21 protein-coding genes, 2 rRNA genes, 1 other RNA gene and 1 other annotated feature are annotated in these 24,872 nt (G+C 41.0%); of the genes, 5 read left to right on the top strand and 19 right to left on the bottom strand.

The features are described 5' to 3' along the window. The 11 genes from J2S05_RS20405 to J2S05_RS20355 form a co-directional block, all read right to left on the bottom strand. Positions 1-66, bottom strand: a 16S ribosomal RNA gene (locus J2S05_RS20405); the annotation flags it as partial. Positions 67-487: 421 nt separating this feature from the next. Then, positions 488-751 carry a pro-sigmaK processing inhibitor BofA family protein gene (locus J2S05_RS20400; protein WP_306986151.1) on the bottom strand — a complete coding sequence of 88 codons (264 nt, stop codon included), beginning with the start codon at positions 749-751 and terminating at the stop codon, positions 488-490. Between the two features lie 70 nt (positions 752-821). Next, positions 822-1,043, bottom strand: a complete 222-nt coding sequence (locus tag J2S05_RS20395) for a YaaL family protein (protein ID WP_306986149.1) — start codon at positions 1,041-1,043, stop codon at positions 822-824. A 14-nt stretch (positions 1,044-1,057) separates the two neighbouring features. Then, positions 1,058-1,654 (bottom strand): recombination mediator RecR, encoded by a 597-nt coding sequence (recR, locus tag J2S05_RS20390; RefSeq protein WP_251608680.1) that lies wholly within the window; start codon positions 1,652-1,654, stop codon positions 1,058-1,060. A 12-nt stretch (positions 1,655-1,666) separates the two neighbouring features. Continuing rightward, the gene (locus J2S05_RS20385; protein ID WP_306986147.1) at positions 1,667-1,978 is read right to left on the bottom strand and encodes a YbaB/EbfC family nucleoid-associated protein; all 312 of its coding nucleotides are present in this window, start codon (positions 1,976-1,978) and stop codon (positions 1,667-1,669) included. Positions 1,979-1,994: 16 nt separating this feature from the next. After that, the gene (gene dnaX / locus J2S05_RS20380; protein WP_306986145.1) at positions 1,995-3,698 is read right to left on the bottom strand and encodes a DNA polymerase III subunit gamma/tau; all 1,704 of its coding nucleotides are present in this window, start codon (positions 3,696-3,698) and stop codon (positions 1,995-1,997) included. Positions 3,699-3,833: 135 nt separating this feature from the next. Further along, an RNA gene (gene ffs, locus J2S05_RS20375) (signal recognition particle sRNA large type) lies at positions 3,834-4,100 on the bottom strand. Between the two features lie 85 nt (positions 4,101-4,185). Then, positions 4,186-4,683 carry a tRNA adenosine(34) deaminase TadA gene (gene tadA, locus J2S05_RS20370; RefSeq protein WP_306986143.1) on the bottom strand — a complete coding sequence of 166 codons (498 nt, stop codon included), beginning with the start codon at positions 4,681-4,683 and terminating at the stop codon, positions 4,186-4,188. 112 nt (positions 4,684-4,795) lie between these two features. After that, entirely contained in the window at positions 4,796-6,373 is a 1,578-nt protein-coding gene (locus J2S05_RS20365) for a glutathione ABC transporter substrate-binding protein (protein ID WP_306986141.1), read from the bottom strand. A gap of 209 nt (positions 6,374-6,582) precedes the next feature. Beyond that, on the bottom strand, positions 6,583-8,187 hold the full coding sequence (locus tag J2S05_RS20360) for a glutathione ABC transporter substrate-binding protein (RefSeq protein ID WP_306986139.1): 1,605 nt from the start codon (positions 8,185-8,187) through the stop codon (positions 6,583-6,585). Positions 8,188-8,662: 475 nt separating this feature from the next. After that, the gene (locus tag J2S05_RS20355) at positions 8,663-10,279 is read right to left on the bottom strand and encodes a glutathione ABC transporter substrate-binding protein (RefSeq protein WP_306986137.1); all 1,617 of its coding nucleotides are present in this window, start codon (positions 10,277-10,279) and stop codon (positions 8,663-8,665) included. Positions 10,280-10,613: 334 nt separating this feature from the next. Here J2S05_RS20355 and J2S05_RS20350 point away from each other — a divergent pair, with 334 nt between their 5' ends. Genes J2S05_RS20350 through J2S05_RS20335 form a run of 4 tightly spaced genes read left to right on the top strand, consistent with a single transcriptional unit; the run spans position 10,614 to position 14,519 of the window. Then, positions 10,614-11,513 carry an ABC transporter permease gene (locus J2S05_RS20350; RefSeq protein WP_306986135.1) on the top strand — a complete coding sequence of 300 codons (900 nt, stop codon included), beginning with the start codon at positions 10,614-10,616 and terminating at the stop codon, positions 11,511-11,513. A gap of 17 nt (positions 11,514-11,530) precedes the next feature. Beyond that, entirely contained in the window at positions 11,531-12,451 is a 921-nt protein-coding gene (locus tag J2S05_RS20345) for an ABC transporter permease (protein WP_306986133.1), read from the top strand. A 51-nt stretch (positions 12,452-12,502) separates the two neighbouring features. Further along, entirely contained in the window at positions 12,503-13,531 is a 1,029-nt protein-coding gene (locus J2S05_RS20340) for an ABC transporter ATP-binding protein (protein WP_306986131.1), read from the top strand. After that, positions 13,506-14,519 (top strand): ABC transporter ATP-binding protein, encoded by a 1,014-nt coding sequence (locus tag J2S05_RS20335; RefSeq protein ID WP_306986129.1) that lies wholly within the window; start codon positions 13,506-13,508, stop codon positions 14,517-14,519. Before J2S05_RS20340 ends, J2S05_RS20335 begins: the two co-directional genes overlap by 26 nt. A 42-nt stretch (positions 14,520-14,561) precedes the next feature. Here J2S05_RS20335 and J2S05_RS20330 read toward each other — a convergent pair whose 3' ends face one another. The 7 genes from J2S05_RS20330 to guaB form a co-directional block, all read right to left on the bottom strand. Then, positions 14,562-15,788 (bottom strand): NRAMP family divalent metal transporter, encoded by a 1,227-nt coding sequence (locus J2S05_RS20330; RefSeq protein WP_306986126.1) that lies wholly within the window; start codon positions 15,786-15,788, stop codon positions 14,562-14,564. A 121-nt stretch (positions 15,789-15,909) separates the two neighbouring features. Further along, complete coding sequence (locus J2S05_RS20325; protein WP_306986123.1) at positions 15,910-16,698, bottom strand: carbon-nitrogen family hydrolase; 789 nt, start codon at positions 16,696-16,698, stop codon at positions 15,910-15,912. Positions 16,699-16,716: 18 nt separating this feature from the next. After that, positions 16,717-17,991, bottom strand: coding sequence for a serine--tRNA ligase (gene serS, locus J2S05_RS20320; RefSeq protein ID WP_306986121.1), 1,275 nt, complete (start codon positions 17,989-17,991; stop codon positions 16,717-16,719). 70 nt (positions 17,992-18,061) lie between these two features. Further along, positions 18,062-18,275: a binding site (T-box leader), on the bottom strand. Continuing rightward, on the bottom strand, positions 18,276-18,863 hold the full coding sequence (pdxT, locus tag J2S05_RS20315) for a pyridoxal 5'-phosphate synthase glutaminase subunit PdxT (RefSeq protein ID WP_306986119.1): 588 nt from the start codon (positions 18,861-18,863) through the stop codon (positions 18,276-18,278). A gap of 2 nt (positions 18,864-18,865) precedes the next feature. Further along, positions 18,866-19,750 carry a pyridoxal 5'-phosphate synthase lyase subunit PdxS gene (pdxS, locus tag J2S05_RS20310; RefSeq protein WP_306986117.1) on the bottom strand — a complete coding sequence of 295 codons (885 nt, stop codon included), beginning with the start codon at positions 19,748-19,750 and terminating at the stop codon, positions 18,866-18,868. Between the two features lie 81 nt (positions 19,751-19,831). Continuing rightward, a complete protein-coding gene (locus J2S05_RS20305; protein ID WP_370873665.1) occupies positions 19,832-21,175 on the bottom strand; it encodes a D-alanyl-D-alanine carboxypeptidase family protein in 1,344 nt (447 codons plus the stop codon). Positions 21,176-21,281: 106 nt separating this feature from the next. Beyond that, complete coding sequence (guaB, locus tag J2S05_RS20300) at positions 21,282-22,739, bottom strand: IMP dehydrogenase (RefSeq protein WP_306986113.1); 1,458 nt, start codon at positions 22,737-22,739, stop codon at positions 21,282-21,284. A gap of 148 nt (positions 22,740-22,887) precedes the next feature. Here guaB and J2S05_RS20295 point away from each other — a divergent pair, with 148 nt between their 5' ends. After that, entirely contained in the window at positions 22,888-23,838 is a 951-nt protein-coding gene (locus J2S05_RS20295; protein WP_306986111.1) for a YaaC family protein, read from the top strand. A gap of 945 nt (positions 23,839-24,783) precedes the next feature. Here J2S05_RS20295 and rrf read toward each other — a convergent pair. Continuing rightward, positions 24,784-24,872, bottom strand: a 5S ribosomal RNA gene (rrf, locus tag J2S05_RS20290); the annotation flags it as partial.

The raw sequence follows: 24,872 nt of genomic DNA, 5'->3' as shown, positions 1-24,872 counted from the left end.
CTCGACTTGCATGTATTAGGCACGCCGCCAGCGTTCGTCCTGAGCCAGGATCAAACTCTCCATAAAAGTGGTGAGTTGATTGCTCAACTGCTGGCTTTGATGATAGACACAAAATGTGTCAAAAATCATACAAAGTTTAAATTGCACAAATTATTACTCGAAAACGAGTTAACTTTTTGCGACTTTTTATTACTATGAGATACTGTGTATCTCTTCGTACGCTTGGCTTTTGTTCAGTTTTCAAAGAACTCGCTATCGCTGTTGGCGACTTAATTAATATACCATAGTGTGTGTTAGAAAGTAAAGAACTTTTTTAAAAAGAATTTATAAGTTGTAAGTTGTTTACTTGCTTACCTGACAGCAAGATATAATTTACCATGTGCCAAAAGAAAAAGCAATAACTATTTTGTATTTCTTGATATGTTTATTAAAAATACAGCAAAAAAACCTTCCCCGTAATGAATACGAATAAGGTTCAGCGCCTTACTTATAGAAGAAACTGCTTCACAGCTACAAGCAAAACGACCCCGGGTACTCCTAAAACGCCCGTAATAGAAGCAGTGATCGGATTAATAGGAATATGCATCCCTGTCCAACTACCAGACGCATTCACTAGAAATAACAACAATAACCCAATGACAAGCTTTACAGCTAAATTACCCACGAGTCGGATTGGCCTCATCGGAGCCCCTACCGTTAAAAGCAACACTACAGCCCCTCCTAACAATACAAACAAAACAACCGGATCCATGTCTCCCCTCCCATACAGCTTGGCCATACCTCATAATATGTTCTACTCACAAAAAAAGAACAACCTGTCTTCACAGATTGTTCTTCCTTGTATGCCTTATTCGAGCTTCTCTTAATAAAAACGAGTATTTTGCCTCCGTCAGCTTCATCCGTGAAATCACATCTTCAGATGGATCCACACTATGTTCAATCAGCTGTCTTTGGTTATCATACCGTTCTTTCATGACCTCTATATGGTTCAGCAGTCGTTCATTTTCTTCCATTCTAAGCTTACCTTTTTTTCGAAAAAACAATGACCTCGCCTGCCTTACAATTCTCGTCTGCCTTCAATAGCCCTTGATAACGTAACTTCATCTGCGTATTCTAAGTCCCCACCGACAGGTAGACCGTGAGCAATTCTGGTCACCTTAATACCTGTTGGTTTAACCAAACGGGAAATATACATGGCAGTTGCTTCCCCTTCAATCGTCGGGTTGGTTGCGATAATAACTTCTTGTATCGTGTCATCTTGCAGACGTTTAAGAAGTTCAGGAACTTTAATATCCTCAGGACCAATGCCTTCCATTGGAGATATTGCTCCATGAAGAACATGATACTGTCCAGGGTATTCCCTCATCTTCTCCATCGCCATTACATCACGCGACTCTTGCACCACACATACCATAGACTGATCACGCGCCTTATCCTCGCAAATATGGCATGGATCCTGATCCGTGATATTGTGACACACCGAACAATAAGTTAAGTTTCGTTTCGCATTCACTAACGCTTTCGCAAAATCAAGAACGTCATCTTCTTTCATATCTAATACATAAAACGCCAATCGGCTCGCTGTCTTAGGACCAATTCCAGGTAATCTCATGAAGCCATCTATTAACTTGGCTATCGGTTCAGGATATTGCAACGGCTAACCTCCCTAGAACATTCCAGGAATATTCATTCCTTTAGTGAATTTACCCATATCTTGTTCAACAAGCTCATCAACAAGCTTAAGAGCTTCGTTTGTTGCTGCTAGAACAAGATCTTGAAGCATCTCGATATCGTCCGGATCGACAACGTCCTCAGAAATAGCGATATCCAAAATACGCTTGTCACCACTTGCCGTGACAGTCACCATACCACCACCAGCTGTTGCTTCCACCGTCTTTTCTTTTAGCTCTTCCTGAGCCTGTGCCATTTGCTTTTGCATTTTCTGCATTTGTTTCATCATATTACCCATGTTTTTCATCTTATTATGCCTCCAGTCATTTTTGGTCTGCCCATTCAATCAAATCCTCACCAACAAGCTTAACAGCCTCATCAATAAGGGGATCAGATACAGGTTGCCCCTCAGAATTCTCTTCAGTATCTCCTGTTTTCTGTTCCTGTACAAACTCATCCTTTAATTTAGTCCATTGTGATTGAAGTAAGGTCAAAAACGACATACCTTCTCCAAATACCTCTTGTAGGACCTCGATCAAGGTTTCTCTAAACTTCGTATCCATCATATCACGATGCATCTCATTTTGAAATGCTAACAGGATTGCATCGGGCGAAGCAGCAACTGGTCGGCTATCATTTAACCAGGCGGATCCAGGTACACTTTTTACCTTCATCCGTGAAGCGACGTCTGGCCATTGCGAGGTGACCTGTTGAAGTTTCTGCTTCTCTGCCTTTCCAAGCAACTCCTTCACTTGTCCTGTAGCCATACGTGTTTGTTGGGGCGCTTTTCTTGTTCGCTTCGGCTGAACCGATGCCTTGTCATCTGATTTCACCTGAACGCCTTGCTTTTGCAGTTGATCAATCATCTGCTCAAGCTTTTTTACCTTCTGTTCAAGTTCTGGAGAGTGGACCGCTTGCTCCTGCATTACGGGAGTGGATACATTTTGTTTATTCATTAACTGAATAACAGCCAGTTCAATCAGAATCTTTGGATGGGTGGCCCACTTCATTTCTTGTTGCGTTTGATTCACTGTATCGATTGCGGCATATAACCAATCATAGCTCAGTTCCTCAGACAATCTTTTGAAATTGTCATCTGGAACAGCTCGTTCTAACAAAGCCGCTGCGTCTGGTGCCGTTTTATATAAAAGAACATCCCGAAAATAATAGAGTAGGTCTTCCACAAAACGTTTTGGATCCTTTCCATCTTTTAGAACCTGATCAATCGTCTGTAGAAGCTCCGATGGCTGTCCATCATGCAAACCTAGCACAACACTCGCTAAAGATTGTCTTGATACCGCTCCAGTGATGAGTCGAACAGACTCCCCACTCACAACCTCATCAGAGAATGAAATCGCTTGGTCTAGCAAACTTAGGGCATCACGCATTCCCCCATCTGCCGCTTGAACAATCAAATGGAGCGCCTCTTCTTCCACATGGACGTCGTCAGCTTCCAGGATCTCTTTCATGCGATAGATCATCGCTTCAGACGAGATGGGTTTAAAATCAAACCTCTGACAACGAGAAATGATCGTAAGAGGGATCTTATGCGGTTCAGTAGTAGCTAAAATAAAAACCGCGTGTGGTGGTGGCTCCTCTAGTGTTTTTAATAACGCATTAAAGGCTCCCGTTGAGAGCATATGTACCTCATCAATAATATAAACCTTATAATGCACCTCACTAGGAGCGAATTTCACTTTATCGCGAATATCTCGTATTTCATCCACACCATTATTAGAAGCCGCATCAATCTCCATGACATCAACAATTGATCCATTTGAGATTCCTCGGCACGCCGCACATTCGTTACACGGTTCAGCTGTTGGTGCTTGTTCACAGTTAATGGCCTTAGCAAAAATTTTGGCTGCACTTGTTTTCCCGGTACCCCTAGGTCCGGAGAACAAATACGCATGCGAGAATTTATTCTGGACTAGCGCATTTTGCAAAGTTTTTGTTAAATGCGTTTGGCCAACAACATCCTTCAGCAGCTGCGGGCGCCATACTCGATACAATGCTTGGTAACCCATGCCGTTATCCCGTCCTTTCCTTTTCTCTCTTCCTTCTATTATAGACACTTCTAAGTTCTTTTCATAGCTTAGCTCAATCTGCATGAAAAAAAGCAACTGCGACTGGCGCAATTGCTTAGCTTCTATGTATATATACCGTGCACCTTTCTTCGATCATACCAACACATGCGTTACCTAAGCAGTTAGCTCGATCCAGGCAACTCTGCGGCACACGAAAGGATTCACTTACTGCTGCTTCCTTCCGGACCTGACAGGATTCATGAGTTTTCGTTGCGCAGAACCCAAATGTCAACACTACTTACTTAGGGCAGACCAAACATTGGCATGACCTAGGAAAGGGATTCAGTCTCGCTCTAGCGGATTGCGAGCGACAGGGCACCGCTACCTCCCCACCTAGCACGGCAAAGTTGATAATATAGTTAGGCATCATCAACTGATGCATTCATCAGTATACGGCAAAAGTTCATATTATGCAAGACGGGCTGTCTTATTCAGATCTTTCCTTTTTTTTCAACGCTCGTAATCCGCGAAAAAATGCCGTAAGTTGCGCGCCACACGCCTCAGCTAAGCAGCCTGCTATCACTTCACTCCGATGATTAAATCGCGATTCATCCAAAAGGTTCATTAAAGTCCCAACACATCCTGCTTTAGGATCGGATGCCCCATATACTACAGTTGGAATGCGCGACTGCACAATTGCTCCTGCACACATTGGACACGGCTCCAGCGTGACATAAAGGGTACAATCAGACAAACGCCAAGCACCCAGTGCATCACACGCTTGTTGGATAGCCAGTAACTCTGCATGCGCAGCTGCATTTCGAGTGGTCTCCCTTAGATTATGAGCCGACGAAATGATTTGTCCATCCTTGACGATTACCGCACCAATAGGAACCTCTCCAATTTTCTCTGCTTCTTCTGCTTGCTTTATTGCTTGCCGCATCCAGTAGATGTGGTCTTGATTATCCTCTACAAGATTAGACATTGCATCCGCCTCCACTCAAGTCTCCACCGTATCGTAGCAGATTCTCAAGCGTTGCCGCAAGATAATAAAAAAAGAATCTGGGGATCAGCTATGCTAATCCCCAGAAGCTTTTTTACTCTTCAATATACACTTCATGCAGCTGAAAATCACCGCTTTGGTGGCGCCATAAATTTTTGACAGAGTCACTAATTGCATTAACCTCTTGCTTATGGTGCGTATAAATGAGAGGTGCCTCTTCAATTAGAATATCCTGCACTTCTTTATACATAGCCATACGTACTTCTTCATCCATCTCGTGCTGAGCGTCTTCAAGTAGTTGATCTACTTCTTCATTATCAAGGAATGACTTATTACCTGCTGCACCATGATTCATTGAATGAAATAGAGGAGAAAGAGCATAATCTGCATCTCCTGTTGACGCACTCCATCCTAGAACAAACATATCGTGATCACCTGAGTTGGTTTGATCTAAATAAGATCCCCACTCCATCGTTTCCGTTTCAACTGTAATCCCAATTTCACCTAACTCTTGTTGAAGATAGGTTACTAAATCAACACGCTCACGTTTGTCATTTGTCCATATCGATGTTTCAAACCCATCTGGATACCCAGCCTCAGCTAAAAGCTCTTTTGCTTTTTCCGGATCGTATTCAAGCGGCTCTACCGTATCATCAAATCCAATGATCTGCGGAGACATCGGTCCAATCGCTGGAACGCCATACCCATTCAACAGATTTTCGATAATTGCTTCATTATCTACCGCCATTGAGATTGCTTGACGTACGCGTTTATCATCAAATGGTGCTTTTTGTGTGTTAAAGCCAATGTACTCGATTCCCATACTATTAGATTCAATAATATCTAATCCGTCTGTTGCCATCACTCGCTCAACGTCAGAAGGACTAAACGGATCAGATACATGTGCACTACCTGTTTCTAAGTCAGCTAAACGTGTTCCATCCTCAGGAACTGTTTTAAATGTCACTGAATCCAACTTAGCGGGTTCTCCCCAATAGTCTTCATTATTTACTAATTTAATTTCCTGGCCAGTTGTCCATGATTCAAACTCGAAATAACTAGATCCAACCGGATGACTATTAATGACACTTCCAGGCTCCTTACCTTCTTCCATTGCTGCATAATCTTCTTCAATTGCTTTTGGACTAATCATTCCACCACCATTATGAGCAAAACTATAAATAAGTGGGGCAAACGGTTCTTCTGTTTTAACATCAACTGTATATTCGTCAACGACATCCACTTCAGAGATATTTGTAAACAAATAGCCACGTGGTGACGCAATATCAGGATCGGTTATACGCTCAATATTTGCTTTTACGGCTTCTGCATCAAAAGGTTCGCCATCATGGAAAGTAACACCTTCCTCAAGTTCAAAACGAAGAGTCAAATCATCGACTTGCTCCCAATGCTTCGCTAGATTATTTTCAATGTTCATTTCGCCGTCAAACGTAACGAGACGATCAAAAATATTTGAAGCTACGTTTCCAGAAGGAACATCATTCGCTAGATGCGGATCAAGTGATACGGCCTCAGCCCCCATATCAATAACTAAATCTCCACCTTGACTGTCTGAGGAAGCCTCATTTTCTGAACCGGAGGACTGTGGCTCACTTGCACATGCCGCTAACCCCGCTGTTAGTAATACAAGTAGTAAATAAGACTTTTTCATGATAGGCACCCTTTCAAACTCTTGGTAGTATTTTAAAGATTCTAAAATCTTGTATCGGAACAATATACCGTATTTTCAGATAATAAACGAGTGATTTTTTACCTTATCACATAAAATGCGACATTACTCTCAGATAAACGACAATTTTTTCAAATAATAAGGATAAAAAAACAGGCGCTCCGAAGAGTGCCTGTCCATTGATAGTGCTATTAGTCGATATAAACGTCCTGTAACCAGAAGTCACCTGTGGGATGACGGTATAGATTGTGTACAGTGTTTGAATATGCATTTAGATCAACTTTGTGATGAGTGAATAGCATTGGAGCTTCATCAATAATTAATTGTTGAGCTTCACTGTAAAGCTCATTACGCTTCGCAGGCTCTAACTCATATTTCGCTTCATCTAATAAAGCATCAACTTCGTCATTTTGGAAGAACGAACGGTTTCCTGCGTCACCAACGTTATCCGAATGGAATAATGGTGCTAATGCATAATCCGCATCACCAGTTGCAGAACTCCATCCAAGTACGAACATATCTGTGTCACCTTGAGCTGTTTGATCAAGGTATGCACCCCACTCAACAATCTCGATACTTACATCAATACCGATATTCTCAAGTTCAGCTTGTACAAATGTAGCAAGATCTTGACGCTCTCTCGTATCGTTTGTTGAGATTGTCATAGAGAATCCATCGCCGTATCCAGCTTCAGCAAGAAGTTCTTCTGCAGCTTCTGGATCGTATTCGATTGGCTCAAGTTGATCATCATATCCTACAACTCCAGGAGCCATAGGTCCTTTAGCTGGAGTACCATAACCATCAAAAAGATTGTTAACGATGTCTTCGTTGTTAATAGCCATTGAAATCGCACGACGAACATTTACATCATCAAACGGTTCAGACTGAGTGTTAAAACCAATATAAGAAATATTTAAGCTTTCTGTTTCCAAAAGTTCCATGTCTGCAGAGTTCTCAATACGACTTACATCAGAAGGACTTGTAGGCTCAGAAACATGTGCACTACCTGTCTCAATGTTAGCTAATCGAGTTCCATCTTCGTTTACAACACGGAATGTAACAGAATCTAATTTAGCAGGCTCATCCCAATAATCATCATTTTTCACTAATTGAATGCTATTACCTGACTGCCATTCTTCTAGTGTAAATAATCCAGTTCCAACTGGGTCTGCACTAATAACAGAACCTGGTGATTCTCCATCTTCCATTGCTGCATAATCTGCTTCAATAGATTTAGGACTAATCATGCTACCACCATTATGCGCGAAGCTATAAACTAGTGAAGCTGAAGGCTCTTCAGTGATAAATTGAATAGTTTGTTCATCTACAACATTAATATCAGTAATATCTTCAAAAAGAAATGCACGTTGAGAAGCAATCGCTTCATCAGTAATACGCTCAATATTTGCTTCAACTGCTTCGGCATTTAGTACTTCGCCGTCAGTAAAAGTAATTCCTTCACGTAGAGTAAATTGAAGAGTTGTATCATCAATTTGCTCCCAGCTATCAGCAAGACGAGTTTGAATATCCATGTTCTCGTCAAAATAAACAAGTGTTTCATAAATATTCGATTGAACGTTACCAGAAGGAACGTCATTTACTGTGTGTGGATCTAGTGAAACAGCTTCAGATTGCATATCAATAACTAGATCGCCACCTGTACCCTCTGAATCTCCGTCTCCAGCAGTGTCGCCATCCCCTGAATTGTTATCAGGTTCGCTCGCACATGCAGCCAAACCAAAGCTTAGCATTAGAATTAGCATCCACATAGAAAGATGTTTTTTTCCCAACTTCATTGTATTGCCCCCTTAAATATTATATTAATGTATTAATATTAATACACTATACATGATTTTAAAAAGTTCGACAATAATTTTATATAACTTTTTATGTTAGTACACATTCAAATAATCTGATTTATCAATAAGATACAAGGGTTAGACCTTATTTTTAGATAGTATATTCAGTTTAATCAATATTTTTAATATTATCTGAAAATAGAGAATTCAAAATCACATTCACACATGCGAAAAAGGATCAAAAGCGTTGCTACAGCAGTATCCCGATCCTTACTTCCGTTAAGGTACCTTTTAAAAACCGAAGAGGCTGGCGTAGCTTAAAGGAGTCTCCGTTAAGAAGAATGCTTTTCGTTCTTTTATTCATATAAAATACGTCTGTCCAATCTCTTCAAATTCCTTCTCCAAAAACTTTTTCCCAACCACCAAAAAAAGACATGCGCTCCATTGGAGTGCATGTCTCTTCCTATACTTATTAGTTAAGCGTTACATCTTGAAGCATTAATCTTCTTGTCGGATGCTGCCATAAGCCTTCAACACTATCACTTACACCTAATAGATAGTCTTCATGGAATAGTGGCAAGACAATTGCTTCATCTGCAATGATATTTTGTGCTTCTAGATATTGATCAAGACGCTCTTCTTGATTTTCATTCTGACGAGCTCCCATTAATAGATCATTTAGCTCAGCATCATCTGTGAAGGTACGGTTACCTGCAGAACCATGCTGTGATTCATGGAATAATGGGAATAATCCATAATCCCCGTCACCTGTTACAGTAGACCAACTAAGAACAAACATTTCTTGCTCCCCATTAGCCGTTGATTCCAAGAATGAACCCCACTCTTCCATCTCAATGTTCACTGTTACACCAATTTCACTAAGGGCTTGTTGAACATTTTCAGCAATACTTTGACGCTCACGATGGTCACTTGTGTTAAATGTAATTGAAAGATCTCCTTCATTATAGCCAGCTTCTGCTAACAAACTTTTTGCTTCTTCAGGATCATATTCAATTACATCGATGTCTTCACTGTATCCGTAAACTTTTGGAGCTAATGGACTCTTCGCTTCTAAACCATGTCCATCATAAATTCCATCAATGATACTTTGTTTGTTAATAGCCATTGAAAGAGCTTTACGCACATTAGGATCATCAAATGGTTCTTTCTGAGAGTTAAAACCGATGTACATCATCGCAACACTTTCTGTTGATTCAATATACATACCTTCAGTTGCTTCAATTTGAGAAACATCACTTGGGCTAAGTGGATCAGCAATATGTGCTGCTCCAGTATTTAAATCAGCGATTCGCGTACCATCCTCAGGAACAACGCGGAAGGTAACGGAGTCAACCTTTGCTGCATCTCCCCAATAATCTTCGTTTTTCACTATCTTCAGTTCATTACCTGGAGACCAGCTATCAAACTTAAAGTATCCTGTTCCAATCGCTTCTTGGTTGATGACTGAGCCAGGCTCTTCGCCATTTTCCATTGCTTCATAATCAGCAGCGATCATTTCGCCACTCATCATTCCCCCACCATTATGTGCTAAGTGAGCAGGAAGCGGCGCAAATGGATATTCAGTCGTAATCTCTACTGTATAATCATCAATGATTTCAACTTCTTCAATCATATCGTATAAAAATGCACGTTGAGAGGCGATAGCTGGATCTAAAATACGATCAAGGTTCGCTTTTACTACTTCTGCATTAAATTCAGATCCATCATGGAACGTTACACCTTCACGTAGGTTAAATACCCATGTATTAGCGTCTAGTTGCTCATGACTTTCAGCTAGTCCATCTTGTAGTTCCAAATCCTTATCATGAAAAACTAGAGTTTCATAAATATTTGAAGCCACATTACTAGAATATGTATCATTCGAACCGTGAAGATCTAGCGATACAGCATCAGAAGCTAAAGAGATGATTAGATCTCCACCTTCTGTTCCTCCATTATCTGCAGTTTCTCCGTCATCGTCGGTTCCAGAGTCGCCTCCGTTACCTGTTGGTTCACTTGCACAAGCCCCTAAAAATACTGTTAGTGCTAGTACAGAACTGAATAAATATCTCTTTTTAAAATTTTCCAAGTTTTGAAACCCCTCTCACTATTGTGTGTATTCAGAAAATTACATAATCACTATACCCCGAAACTAGTTTGCTTTACAACACATTTTTTCACAAAGTTTTCTTTTGGGACTTATTCCCTAACAAATCTCGTTAAGACCGACAAAAACCCCTATATGTCTCGGGATAAAACACATATTTTGTCAGTTTCTAAAAATAAACATGTAAGATTATTTTTCATTAATAGTTTTTTTGTTTTAATATTCTCTGAACATGGTATAATCTATCAACGTGAGCACAGGCTGGATAAGGCTTTACACGTAAACCGATTCTCCTAAAGAAAGGAAGTTAGAAGCTATGCAAGAACATCAACAACCATCCAATCAATACACGCCGGCTCCTGTCGAAAATCCGCGGATCAAAAGCATGAAGAGTTTTTTCAAGCGTTTAGCCCGCAACAAACCGGCTATGGTTGGAGCTTTCTTAATTATCTTTTTAATGATCGTTGCTTTGATCGGTCCATACTTTACAACTCTTGAACCGAGTGCACAGGACTATTCTGTAAAATTAGAAGGACCTTCTGCTGACCATTGGTTAGGGACAGACCATCACGGTCGCGATATCTTTACCCGTATTATCCACGGGATGAGCTTAACATTCTATGTAGGTTTCTCTTCGGTAGCTCTTGGAGCCATTGTTGGGACAATCTTTGGTGTAATCTCAGGATACTATGGTGGACGAATTGATAACATCATCATGAGGATTACAGACATACTACTAGCTTTCCCTGGGATTCTTCTTGCCCTGGCCATTGTTTCGGTCCTTGGACCATCCATGAACAATGTAATTATTGCCGTTGCGCTATTCTCCGTGCCCGTTTTTGCACGTATTGCGCGTGGTTCAGCCTTAACTGTTAGGAAGCTCGAATATGTAGATGCCGTTAAAGCACTAGGTGCGAGTGACTTCCGCATTATTTTTAAACACATTCTTCCGAATATTACATCACCACTTATTGTTCAAGCGACATTAAGTATTGCAACGGCTATCTTAACAGCTGCTGGTTTGTCTTTCCTTGGACTTGGCGCTCAGCCTCCAATTCCTGAATGGGGAGCGATGCTTGCAGATGGACGAAACTATATGTACGATGCTGGCCACGTGGCTCTATTTCCTGGTCTAGCAATTGTTTTAGTTGTTCTAGCATTTAATATTTTTGGTGATGGATTACGTGACGCGCTTGATCCAAAGCTTAGAGATTAGAAAGGAGAGCCGATTACATGTTAACCTTCATCATCAGACGTTTGGTACAAACAATTCCTGTACTTTTAGGCGTAACTATTATTACGTTCAGTCTTGTTCATTTAATTCCTGGTGATCCAGCACAGATTCTTGCCGGAGAAGCAGCTTCTGGCGATCAAGTTGAACAAATGAGAGAACGACTAGGTCTTAATGATTCGTTACCCACTCAATACTTTAGCTACCTAAAAGATGTTGTTACCTTAGATTTTGGTAATTCAATACGAAATGGTAGAGCTGTTGGAGACGAAATCGGAGCCCGCTTTTGGGTAACCGTCGAACTTGCTTTATATAGTACAATCTTCAGTATTTTTCTAGGAATGCTTGCAGGTATTATCTCAGCAACAAAACGATATAGCTTTGCAGATACAGGTATTATGATCATTGCTCTATTTGGATTGTCTATGCCTAACTTCTGGATGGGTCTAATGCTCATTCAATACTTCTCTATTAATTTAGGTTGGTTCGCATCATCTGGCTGGGGAACATTTAGTCAAATGGTATTACCTGTTCTAACACTAGGAACAACTGGTGCAGCGATTATCGCACGAATGACTCGCTCTAGTATGCTTGAAGTCATCGGACAAGATTATATCCGAACGGCACGAGCAAAAGGGGTAAAAGAACGTTATGTAATTTATCAACATGCCCTTAAAAATGCGATGATTCCTGTCGTAACCGTTGTAGGACTTCAGTTTGGTTCATTACTTGGAGGAACGGTACTAGCGGAATCTGTATTTGCCATTAACGGAATGGGTCGCTTAATTATTGATTCGATCCGAGCACGTGACTTCCCGATCGTTCAAGGAACTGTACTTGTTGTTTCATTATTGTTTGTTATCGTCAATTTACTTGTAGATGTGGCATACAAACTATTAAACAAACGAGTCGACGTAGACTGATACTGTTCTTATAGTAAGAACAATTATTTTATGAAAGGTGTGTGACCCTTCATGGGTAATGATTCGATTATAAAAATCCGAGATCTTCGCACCTCATTTTTCACTCAAGGTATGGAGGTTCGTGCTGTTGACGGTGTAACCTTTGATGTACCTAAAGGCAAAACTCTTGGAATTGTGGGTGAATCTGGATCTGGTAAAAGTATCTCAGCTATGTCGATCCTGAAATTAATCCAAAACCCAGGGAAAATTGTTGGTGGAGAAATTGAGTTTAAAGGCGAAGATTTAACGAATAAAAACGAAAATGAAATGAGAAAGATACGCGGAAATGAAATCTCAATGATTTTCCAAGAGCCAATGACTTCTCTAAATCCTGTTTATACAGTAGGTCAGCAAATTGGTGAGTCTTTCCGTATTCACGAAAAAGTAGGTAAAAAAGAAGCAATCGCTAAATCAATTGATATGCTTAAGCTAGTTGGTATTCCATCTCCAGAAAAACGTGTACATCAATACCCTTATGAATTATCGGGTGGTATGCGTCAGCGTGTCATGATTGCTATGGCTCTAGCCTGTAATCCTGAGCTTTTAATTGCTGATGAACCAACAACGGCACTTGATGTTACAATTCAAGCGCAAATTCTAGAACTAATGAAAGATCTTCAGAATCGTTTAGGTATGTCGATTATCATGATTACTCATGATCTTGGAGTTGTAGCTGAAACCTGTGACTATGTAGCCGTTATGTACTGTGGAAAAGTTGTTGAGTATGCAACTGTTGAAGAGCTTTTTGCTAATCCTCGTCACCCATATACTGTTGGGTTACTTGAATCACTTCCACGCCACGACGTTGACGTAGAAGGAGAAGATCTGTCTGTAATTAGAGGATCTGTTCCAAGTCCCGCTAATATGCCAACTGGCTGTCGTTTCGCACCACGTTGCCCGCATGCTAGTGAGATATGCAATCGTCTGCCGGATTTAGAAGAAGACGAGCACGGAAATCAAATACGCTGCTGGATTTACTCTGATGAGTGGGACGGCGATCCGGAGGTGAAGGTTCATGGCACAAGAACTACTCAAGGTTAATGATCTAAAACAGCATTTTCCAATTAAAGGTGGAATGCTTGGTCGTACCGTTAACCATGTTAAAGCTGTAGATGGTGTTTCCTTCGCCATTAAAGAAGGAGAAACAGTTAGTATCGTTGGGGAATCAGGTTGTGGAAAGTCTACAACTGGACGTGCCATCTTGAGACTTGATGAACCAACAAGTGGTGAAATTGAATTTCAAGGAAAAGATCTACTTGCCATTAGCAAGTCAGAGATGCGGAAAATGCGTAAGGATCTTCAGATTATCTTCCAAGATCCGTATGCATCCATTAACCCGCGTCAAACAGTTAGACAAATTCTTTACGAAGCAATGGAAATTCAAAATGCTGTACCTAAAAAAGAACGTGAAAACCGTATCAAAGAATTAATGGATACTGTTGGTCTTGGACCACACCAAATTGATCGCTATCCACATGAATTTAGTGGCGGACAGAGACAACGTATCGGAATTGCCCGTGCATTGTCTGTTGATCCAAAGTTAATTGTCTGTGATGAGGCTGTATCTGCACTGGATGTATCCATTCAAGCACAGGTAATTAACCTGCTTAAAAAGCTTCAACGTGAACTGAAACTAACTTATCTCTTTATTTCGCATGATTTAGGTGTGGTTCGCCACATTTCAGATCGAGTGATTGTTATGTATCTTGGTCGTATCGTTGAGATTGGTGATAAGAAATCTGTATTTGATCAATCACAGCACCCTTACACCAAAGCATTACTATCTGCGATTCCAGTACCAGATCCAGCAAATAAAGCTGATCGTATTATCTTAAAAGGCGATGTTCCATCTCCTATTGATCCACCTGAAGGATGTCGTTTCCATACACGTTGTCCATTTGCCACTGATAAATGTCGTACGGAGACACCTGAGCTTCGCACAACAGATTATCTTAAAGAAGGTCATATGGCTGCATGTCACTACATGGAAGAGATTGAACAAGGTAAGCGTGAGCCTGCCTATACGTAACAAAAAAAAGGATGCCGTAATGGCATCCTTTTTTCTTATCTATCAACCTGTCCATAAATCAATTAAAGCACCAATTGAAATATACCCAGCACCTATCGTGACAATGATCGCAATAATTCCAAATACAATCAGCCACGTTGGATGACGGTAATCCCCTACAATTGATTTTTTACGGGAGGCAATTAAAATGGTTGTCAGTACAACTGGAAGAATTAATGCATTTAATGCTCCTGCAAGAACCAATAGCTGAACAGGACGACCGATAAATACAAAGATAATGGTTGAAATAGCAATAAATACAGCAATAATCGTGCTATTATACTTCTCAAAAAACGGATGAAATGACCGCAGGAATGAGATGCTTGTATAGGCACAGCCAATAACAGAGCTGATGGCTGCAGCAAACAACACAATCCCAAACATCTTATACCCAATATCTCCAAGTGCTACTTGAAAGACCGTCGCAGCTGGATTTCCTTCATCTAACGTATAACCAAGAGTTACAACCCCTAATACAGCTAGAAAAAGAAAGACCCTCATGATACCCGTTGTTAAGATCCCATAGTTCGCTGCACGGCTGACAAAGCCTACATTCTCTTTTCCAACTACACCTGCGTCAATAAGGCGGTGTCCACCAGCAAAAGAGATGTACCCTCCAACAGTCCCTCCTACAAGCGTGACAATTGGTAGAAGTAACGCATTAAAGTTATCAGGAAGAACAGCTTTAATCAGGACTTCTTGAAGTGGTGGGCTTGTACTAAACATCACATAACCAACCATAACAATCATGATAATACCTAATACCTGCATAACCCAGTCCACAATCCGCATTGCGTTGCGTACTAGAAAAATAACGATCGCAATAACAGCCGTAATTGCAGCTCCTAGCTCAACAGGAAGTCCAAAAAGAACATTAATCCCTAATCCAGCTCCTGCAACATTACCTATATTAAATGCGAATCCACCAAACACCATCAGAATGGCCACAAACAAACCTAATCCTGGCAAGACCTTCCCTGCAATTTCCTGTCCACGCAGACCAGAAACTGAAATGACTCGCCAGATGTTTAACTGTGCGCCTATATCAATGATGATGGATGCGACTATAGCAAATGCAAAGCTTGCCATAAATTGCTGTGTGAATAAAGAAGTTTGAGTCAAAAAGGCCGGTCCAATAGAGGAAGTCGCCATTAAGAAAATCGCACCTCGTAAAAACTTCTTACGCTCTCGTTCACTCATTGGTGTTTGAGGCAGCGATTGATTCGCCATACAACATCCCTCCTAATCTTAACTATTCGCCATATTATGTTTCAAAAGCCGAAAAATATGTCGAACAATTAGAAATATTGTATCTTGAACAGATCATCTTGTCATCATTTTTTTAATTTCTTTAGTAGAGATCTGCTCTCCGACTTTTAAAAACAGGAACATCCTCTCTTACCTTAGGGACTTGTTGCAAATTTAAAGAAATCAGTAAGGTTTCTTCTTTATCTTGAGAAGCTTGAGCTAATGTATCTCCCCACGGATCACTGACCATTGAACAACCAGCAAATTCAACTCCGTCGTACGATCCAATCACATTGCTTGATACGACATAAAATTGATTTTCAATGGCTCGTGCCACTTGCAGAGCCTGCCAATGCGAAGTTCTAGCCTCTGGCCATTCAGCTACAATATGAAGAACTTGTGCCCCTTCAAGGGCAAGTGACCTGGCTAGCTCAGGAAAACGCAAATCATAACAGATGATGACGCCCATTTTTATGCCATCAAGCTCAAATACTCGTGCAAGCGACTTCCCCTCTTGAAGATAAGCAGGCTCATTTAGCATTGGTACCAAATGAGCCTTATCGTATTCATAAACGAGCTCTCCCTGTCTACTGACAACAAGAGCTGTATTATAAATACCTCCGTCCTTTTGATTTGCAACGGATCCCCCAATAAAATGAACGTCGTACTGCATTGCAAGTCGCTGTAAAAAAGGAAGAGTGATTTCAAGACGATGTTCTGCGAGCCCCTGTAGATCAGGCAGAGTATAAGCTGTTGTCCACATCTCTGGAAGGACCAGAATATCTGGCTTCTGCTCTGCAGACATTACTGTATGTGTCCATTGCTCAATTAGTTGATAGTTTGCTTCTGGGTGCCCAGGTACAAGCTGAATCTGGCAAATCGCATACTTCATCTCGGCTTCCTCCTTGTCTTATTGAATCGTTGTTTTACCACCCATATATGGCTGTAGGACTTCTGGAATTTTAATGGTTCCATCCTCCTGTTGATAGTTCTCAAGAATAGCTGCCACTGTACGGCCAACGGCAAGTCCAGAGCCATTTAGAGTATGAACGTGTTCAGCTTTCCCTTTCGCTTCACGCTTGAAACGAATGTTTGCGCGTCGCGCCTGGAAACCTTCAACATTACTGCAAGAAGAAATCTCACGGTACTCACCATAGCTTGGAAGCCATACTTCAAGGTCATATGTCTTGGCCGCTGTGAAGCCCATATCTGCTGTACATAGTGTTAACACTCGGTATGGAAGATCAAGCAACTTCAGTACCTTCTCCGCATGCCCTGTCATCTTTTCAAGCTCTGCATAAGAATCCTCTGGTTTACAGAAATGAAGCATCTCTACTTTATTAAATTGATGCTGGCGAATCAGGCCTCGAGTATCACGACCCGCAGATCCCGCTTCAGAACGGAAGCACGCACTGTATGCTGCATAACGAAGTGGCAGTTTGTCACCCTCAATAATTTCATCACGATATAGATTTGTGACTGGAACCTCCGCAGTTGGAATTAAGAAATAATCCTCTTCACGAATTTTAAAGGCATCCTCTTCAAATTTAGGAAGCTGTCCAGTTCCAAGCATACTATCACGGTTCACCATATATGGCGGGAGAACTTCTTCATAGCCATGCTCATCCGCATGTAGATCCATCATAAAGTTAATAAGGGCACGCTCTAAGCGAGCACCCATACCACGGTAGAATACAAACCGGCTGCCTGTTACCTTTGCAGCGCGTTCAAAATCAACTATGCCGAGATTTGATGCTAGATCCCAATGAGGTTTTGGTTCAAAAGAGAATTCTTTTGCTTCTCCCCAGCTTCTTTCCTCTTCGTTATCTTCCTCAGATTCGCCAACAGGCACACTTTCATGTGGTAGGTTTGGCAACGTATATAGGATCTTATTTAACTGTTCATCAACGTGATGTAGCTTTTCATCCAATCCTTTAATATTTTCAGATACCTGCTTCATTTCTGTAATTAATGCGTCTGCATCGCCTTTTTCTCGTTTGATTTTAGCAACATCTTGAGATACTTGGTTTCTGCGGCTTTTAAGCTCTTCCGTCTCAACGATTAACGCACGGCGCTCACTGTCTAACTGTTCAAATTGATTTAAGCCTTCCTGCTCTCCACCTCGAGTAGCCAATTGTTTTTTTACTACGTCTAATTCTTTTCGTAATTGCTTCACATCTAACATCTTTTTTCCTCCTAGTTATACATTCATTTAAATCAAACAAAAAACTCCCGCCACTCCTATACATGTGTATAGAAGGGACGAGAGCATACCCGCGTTGCCACCCTTATAGCCCTCATCAAATAAGGACCACTCAAAACCTGTAACGAAGGCAAGACGGAATCGTTTACTATTATTTCGACCATTCACTCAAGGGGGGATTCAAGCTCTGTTTGTTCCGGTTTGCACCACCACCGGCTCTCTGCATCAAACGTATAAGCCTTACTAGTCCCTATCAACATATTTGCTTATTTAATTCGTTGTTCGTTTGCTTCTTTCACCATTGTAACAAAAAATTGATGCAAACGGAAATCATCCGTTAATTCAGGGTGAAACGAACACGTTAAGTACTGTCCCTGCCTCGCAGCGACAATTTCTCCATTATATGTGGAGAGAACCTCAACCTGTTCACCAACCTCTTCAATTAAAGGCGCTCGAATGAATACAGCACGCACATCTTCTGCTACACCTTGAACTTCAAGTGTTGTTTCAAAGCTTTCCCTTTGACGTCCAAATGCATTCCTCTGTACCTTTATATTCATGAGGCCGAGATGTGAATCTTGTCCGGCAATTTCACGAGCCATCAGTATAAGGCCCGCGCATGTCCCAAAGATTGGCTTGCCACTTCTTCCAAATGACTGCAGTGGTTCAAAAAAACCATATTGATTAATCAATCGACGCATAGTGGTGCTTTCCCCACCAGGAAAAACCAGTCCATCAATCTCTTGGAGTTGTTCCACTTTTTTTATGATAACAATTTCGGTATCCTCTGCTTGAAGACTGCGCACATGCTCACGCACAGCCCCTTGCATAGCAAGTACTCCAATTTTAATCATCCTTACCAGCCGCGCTCCTGCATACGATCAGATGGAGCTAGAGTAGAAATCTCTAAACCCTTCATCGCTGATCCTAAGCCTTTAGAGACATTAGCAATGAGTTCATAATCTGTGTAATGCGTGGTTGCTTCCACAATGGCACGAGCAAATTTTTCAGGGTTATCTGACTTAAAGACACCTGATCCAACAAAAACACCATCTGCACCAAGCTGCATCATTAATGCAGCATCAGCAGGAGTGGCAACACCACCAGCGGCAAAATTCACCACAGGGAATTTTCCTGTTTCTTTGATTTCAAGGAGTAATTCGTACGAAGCACCAAGGTTTTTTGCCTCTGTCATTAATTCATCTTTAGACATATTTGCAACGGTTTTAATCTGTGCCTGCATCATACGCATATGACGAACGGCTTCTACGATATTTCCCGTTCCAGGCTCACCTTTTGTACGGATCATTGATGCACCCTCGCCAATTCGACGAGCGGCTTCACCAAGATCACGAGCACCACATACAAACGGGACCGTATAATCACGTTTATATAAATGATAGACTTCGTCAGCTGGTGTTAACACTTCACTCTCATCAATATAATCGACACCCATTGATTCCAAAACACGAGCTTCAACAATATGTCCAATACGTGCTTTAGCCATAACCGGGATTGATACAGCGTTCATCACGTCTTCAACAATTTGTAGATCAGCCATTCTAGCTACTCCACCAGCTGCACGAATATCTGAAGGGACTCGTTCTAGCGCCATAACCGCTACAGCTCCCGCTTCCTCAGCAATCTTTGCTTGCTCGGCGTTCACCACGTCCATGATGACACCGCCTTTTTGCATTTCTGCCATTCCACGTTTTACACGATCTGTACCAGTCTGACTCATTTTAAAATCCCCCACTCTAATAGTTTGAAATCTAATCTATGATTTGTAGTACGAATACACCTAAGTAGTATAGAGCTTTAATTAAAACCAACCAGTAACAGTATCAGAAACAGATGTCCAAATACCTGAAAAGAAGCTACCAATCCCTCGCATACTCATCGTAAACCAGCCTGCTTTTTCCACGGCTTGTTCAGTTACTAAAGGCGTTGAATTTGATTGATTGCTATATAAGTATTGATCTTCTACTTCTCCATTATACGCTAAGAAAACTTCTCCAACCTCTTGACCCTCTTCTAAAGGAGCAACAAACTCTCCATCCTCATTCAGAAGATCTTCAGATAGATTGACCTCAGGTACATACAACTCATCTTCATCATTTTTAATCACAGCTGTTAACGCGCTAGATGTAGAAAGAGAAACCTCATTCTCTTTACCACCTGTAACGGAAACAACATCTTCTCCTTCAGGTTTATACCCCTCAGAAAGCAGTTCTGCTTCATGGAAATTGTCGAACCCATAATCAAACAATTTAGCTGTTTCATCAAAGCGATCATCACGAGTTTCAGCACCCATAACAACCGTAATTAATCTCATATTATCACGAACAGCCGTACCCGTGAATGAATTACCTGCAGCTGATGTAAAGCCTGTTTTTAGTCCATCTGCACCTTCATACTCGTGCTGAGCATTTACACCTGGAATCATCCAGTTCCAGTTTTGCATCTCAATGACTTCTTCTTCCCCAGCTTGGAATTCAAGCTCTGGGATACTCGCTGTATCTAATACTTCTGGGTAGTCTTTAAGAAGGTGATAGGCAAGCTGAGCCACCGACTTGGCCGTTAATTCGTTCTCTGCATCCGCATCTGTTCCGTCCGGATGATTACCAGATAAATCACTATTGTTTAACCCACTAGAATTCACAAAGTTATAGCTCTCAAGCCCAAGCTCTTCCGCCTTATCATTCATCATTTGAACAAAGTTAGCTTCTGAACCAGCAACATGTTCCGCTAAAGCAATCGTTGAAGCATTAGCTGAATAGATAGCCACGGATTGATAAAGCTCTTTTACGGTATACGAATAGTCTTGTCTAAGTGGTACATTCGATAACGATATTTGTAAGGAGAGCGAACGTACATGATCACTGATCTCGACCTCATCGTCCTCACTAATTTGTCCTTGATCAATCGCTTCTAAAATTAAGTATTCACTCATCATTTTTGTCATACTTGCAATAGGTAGTTGATCATCTATGTTATCTGCATATAAAATTTTTCCTGAATCTGCATCAACTAAGATTGACGCTGATGCTTCTACATCAATTGCCGCTTTTGCTGTCTGCGGGTTTAAACCAATTGATAGTGCCAGCGATGCTGCCATCATACCAAGTAATACCTTTTGTTTTGCTGGCTTACTCAAACCTTCCACCTCCGCTATTTTTAACACAGAGGTAATTTTATCATATGCAAGTACAAAAAAATAGATAGAGTTAGACTCTATCTATTTGAAAAACGTTACAATTTCGCGTCAAATTCTATACGGAATAGTTTGGCGCTTCTTTTGTGATATGAACATCATGTGGATGACTTTCTCTTAGACCCGCTCCACTGATTTTAATAAATTCTCCTGTTTCACGTAAATCAACAATGGTTGGTGTACCTGTGTAACCCATTCCGGCACGAATCCCACCTACCAACTGATGGATCGTGTCACTTAGAGGCCCTTTATATGGTGTTCTACCTTCAATACCTTCAGGGACAAGCTTTTGATTATTTTCCTGGAAATAACGGTCTTTACTACCTTTTTCCATAGCTCCTAAAGAACCCATTCCGCGATACACTTTAAACTGACGCCCTTGGAAGATTTCTCGTTCTCCAGGACTTTCAGATGTACCAGCAAGTAAACTTCCTAGCATGACAGCATGTCCACCAGCAGCAAGTGCCTTTACGATATCACCTGAATATTTAATCCCACCATCTGCAATGATCGGTACGCCATGTTTACGTGCTTCTGTTGCACAATCATAGATCGCTGTAATTTGTGGAACACCAATTCCTGCAACCACACGCGTTGTACAAATTGAACCAGGTCCAATTCCAACTTTAACAACATCAACACCAGCTTCGATCAGGTCACGTGTACCCCCTGCTGTAGCCACGTTACCCGCAATAATCGTTAAGGAAGGGTATTGATTACGAATTTGTGCAATTCGATCTAGAACCCCTTTAGAATGACCATGAGCTGTATCGATAACAATTGCATCTACTCCTGCTTCAACAACAGCAGCAATCCGCATTTCAGCATCTGCAGATACACCAATCGCCGCTCCAACTACCAACCGACCCTGTGAGTCTTTTGCAGAGTTAGGAAACTCAATTACTTTCTCAATGTCTTTAATAGTAATAAGACCTTTAAGGATACCTTCATCATCAACTAATGGAAGCTTTTCGATTTTATATAACTGTAACGTTTTTTCTGCTTCCTGAAGAGTTGTCCCTACTGGAGCAGTCACTAAATTTGTTTTTGTCATTACGTCATCAATTTTAATAGAATAATCTTCAATAAAACGAAGATCACGGTTCGTTAAAATTCCAACAAGCTTACGGTTCTCATCTACTATTGGAACCCCAGAGATACGGTATTTACCCATTAGGTGCTCTGCATCAAAAACTTGTCGATCTGGAGTTAGATAAAATGGGTTTGTAATAACGCCACTTTCCGAACGTTTCACCTTATCAATTTGCTCTGCTTGCTCCTCAATGGACATATTCTTGTGGATAATACCAAGACCACCTTCACGAGCAATCGCAATAGCCATTTGATATTCAGTTACCGTGTCCATCCCTGCACTAATAATAGGAATGTTTAGCTGCAGATTCTCCGCAAGCTTTGTTTTTACAGAGACATCACGCGGTAAAATGTCTGATTTGGCGGGCAATAGTAGTACATCATCAAAAGTTAATCCCTCTTTTTGAAATTTTGTTTCCCACATGATGTTAATCATCCTCCCAATAAATAATTGTATAAATACCTCAGAATATTATTAGTAGCGTATCAATTGGGCAAACTACTGTCAAGAAAAGGCGTTAAGTACAACTTTTCTGAATATACACACGATAATGATTGAAAGAGTGATCTTAATGAATCAGGCATTTATTCCCTTTGAATCAATTAGCTACACTAAGCGGTTCTTAACTAATTGCTACGAAAAACAGTCCCTTACTCAAGCAAAAACGTTAAGCTATCATACCAGCTATTCATTTATTTACCACCTTCAACAAGGTCGACTATACTTTCAACAAGCTTCGAGCTCGCCAATAGAAATTCAACCTATGCTCCTTTTTTATGGAATAGTTCAGATGCTTAAAGCCTGTGTCTTAACTGTAGACCCATATTATCCGGAGAACTCTGCTATCCTTGCCCACGGTGTCACCACCAGAAAACGTAAGAAACAAGGGTATCGATTTCTTGATGATGAAATAAAAGTCCAAAAGAATGGTCTTTTCTTGCACTCCCTCTCTAAAATGTTTCATGTGAAACAGATGCCCTCTGAGAAGTTTAAAATGAATGCACTCATGAAACAAATCGCTGACATGCATCCTTTGTACTCCACCATGACAAATCAAGAGATTAGTTTGCCAATAACGTACCGATCTCAATCCTTTAGTATATCTTCTACCCTGTTAGATGATCTTCACATGACCGCCAATCGTTTTGGACTTTTTTTAGAACAGCAGAATCAAAACAGATGGTTTAATCGACAAGTGGGCATTCAATCAAACAAACATAGTATCACCATTCCCTTACTTTTTAAGCCGACTTTATACCAAAGCCCACCATGGCTAACATCTATAAATGGAGATCACTATATTCTCCGTAAACGAGAAGACTTTTGCCCCTTACCAGAGCTATCTATTCATTATCTTCTCCTCTACAACCTCAGCATGATCTGTCGCTATGAGGCTGAATGGTGGGGAGAGCTGCATCATAACTTTGAAGGAGAAGATCTTCCCTATATCAAACAGTTCCTCTCCATCTCCAATAAGAAGCTGCCTTTGCTTATTGAACATTATTTACGATCGAAGGAATGAATGGAGTGATGGTGTATGCTCTCTTAGTAGATATTTGGTTTCTTGGTAAAGTGGCTTGGTTCTTGGTTTGGATGAGCATGGTCTTGGTGTTATGTAGTTCTTCTTGGTATATGGCTTGTATTGTTTACTATGTTAGTAAACCTGGATAGGTTTATTCCTTTTTGAATGGGTTTGGAGTTTTGGCGGTAGTGTGAAGGTTTTGGTGTTTGGAGAGTGGTCTTACTAATGAAGGGTTCTTTCTTGGTGTAGAGAAGGTGAGCTTGGTAAAAGGCGGATTAGCTTGGTGCTTTAGTTGATTCTCTTGCTATCGCTTGTGTCTTCTTGATGATTCATTGAATAGGCTTGGTTCTTCTATACTCTCTCTTGATATCTGATCCTTCTTCTTGATGAATTACCGGATTAGCATGGAATAAAGTAATTCCTTCTTGGGATGCATCTATCTGGTCTATCTGATGACTATAGTTTCTTGGTAAATGGTTAATCTATCTTGATGATGAATATGTGCACCTTGCTATCTCTTCTACTCCTTGGCTAATACAATCAGTTAAAGTAGTTTGGCGTTCTAGCGGTGTAACATAATGATCTTGATGTTTTTTTAGAGAGTGCTTGGTAAAAGTAGGTTCTTTCTTACTATGGAGAGAGGCGCGCTTACTAAAGTGTTGGATTCTCTTGATATCAAAGTCTGGAGCTTGGTATGATCACGTTCTTTCTTGATATCGAGGTCTGGAGCTTAGTAATCGCCGCTTGGTCTTGGTTATCCCTCCATCTCTCTTGCTGTCGCCTTTCTCCTCTTGATACAAGCTTCATCCCTCTTGGTTTATCTAGCCTTGGTCTTGCTATTGAACTTTTTATCTTGGTACCGACGAACCCCCATCATCTTTTCTCCACACAAAAAACCCCTTCACCCAATGGATCAACCATCAGATGAAGGGGTTCTTTTTTGGTGCCCGGCAACGTTCTACTCTCGCAGGGGGAAGCCCCCAACTACCATTGACGCAGAAGAGCTTAACGGCCGTGTTCGGCATGGGAACGGG

Source organism: Alkalicoccobacillus murimartini (genome assembly GCF_030813245.1).
In the GTDB taxonomy this organism is placed as follows: Bacteria; Bacillota; Bacilli; order Bacillales; family Bacillaceae_D; genus Alkalicoccobacillus; species Alkalicoccobacillus murimartini.
Note: the sequence above shows the minus strand (reverse complement) of the source record. Positions and strands in the feature narration are given on the sequence as shown.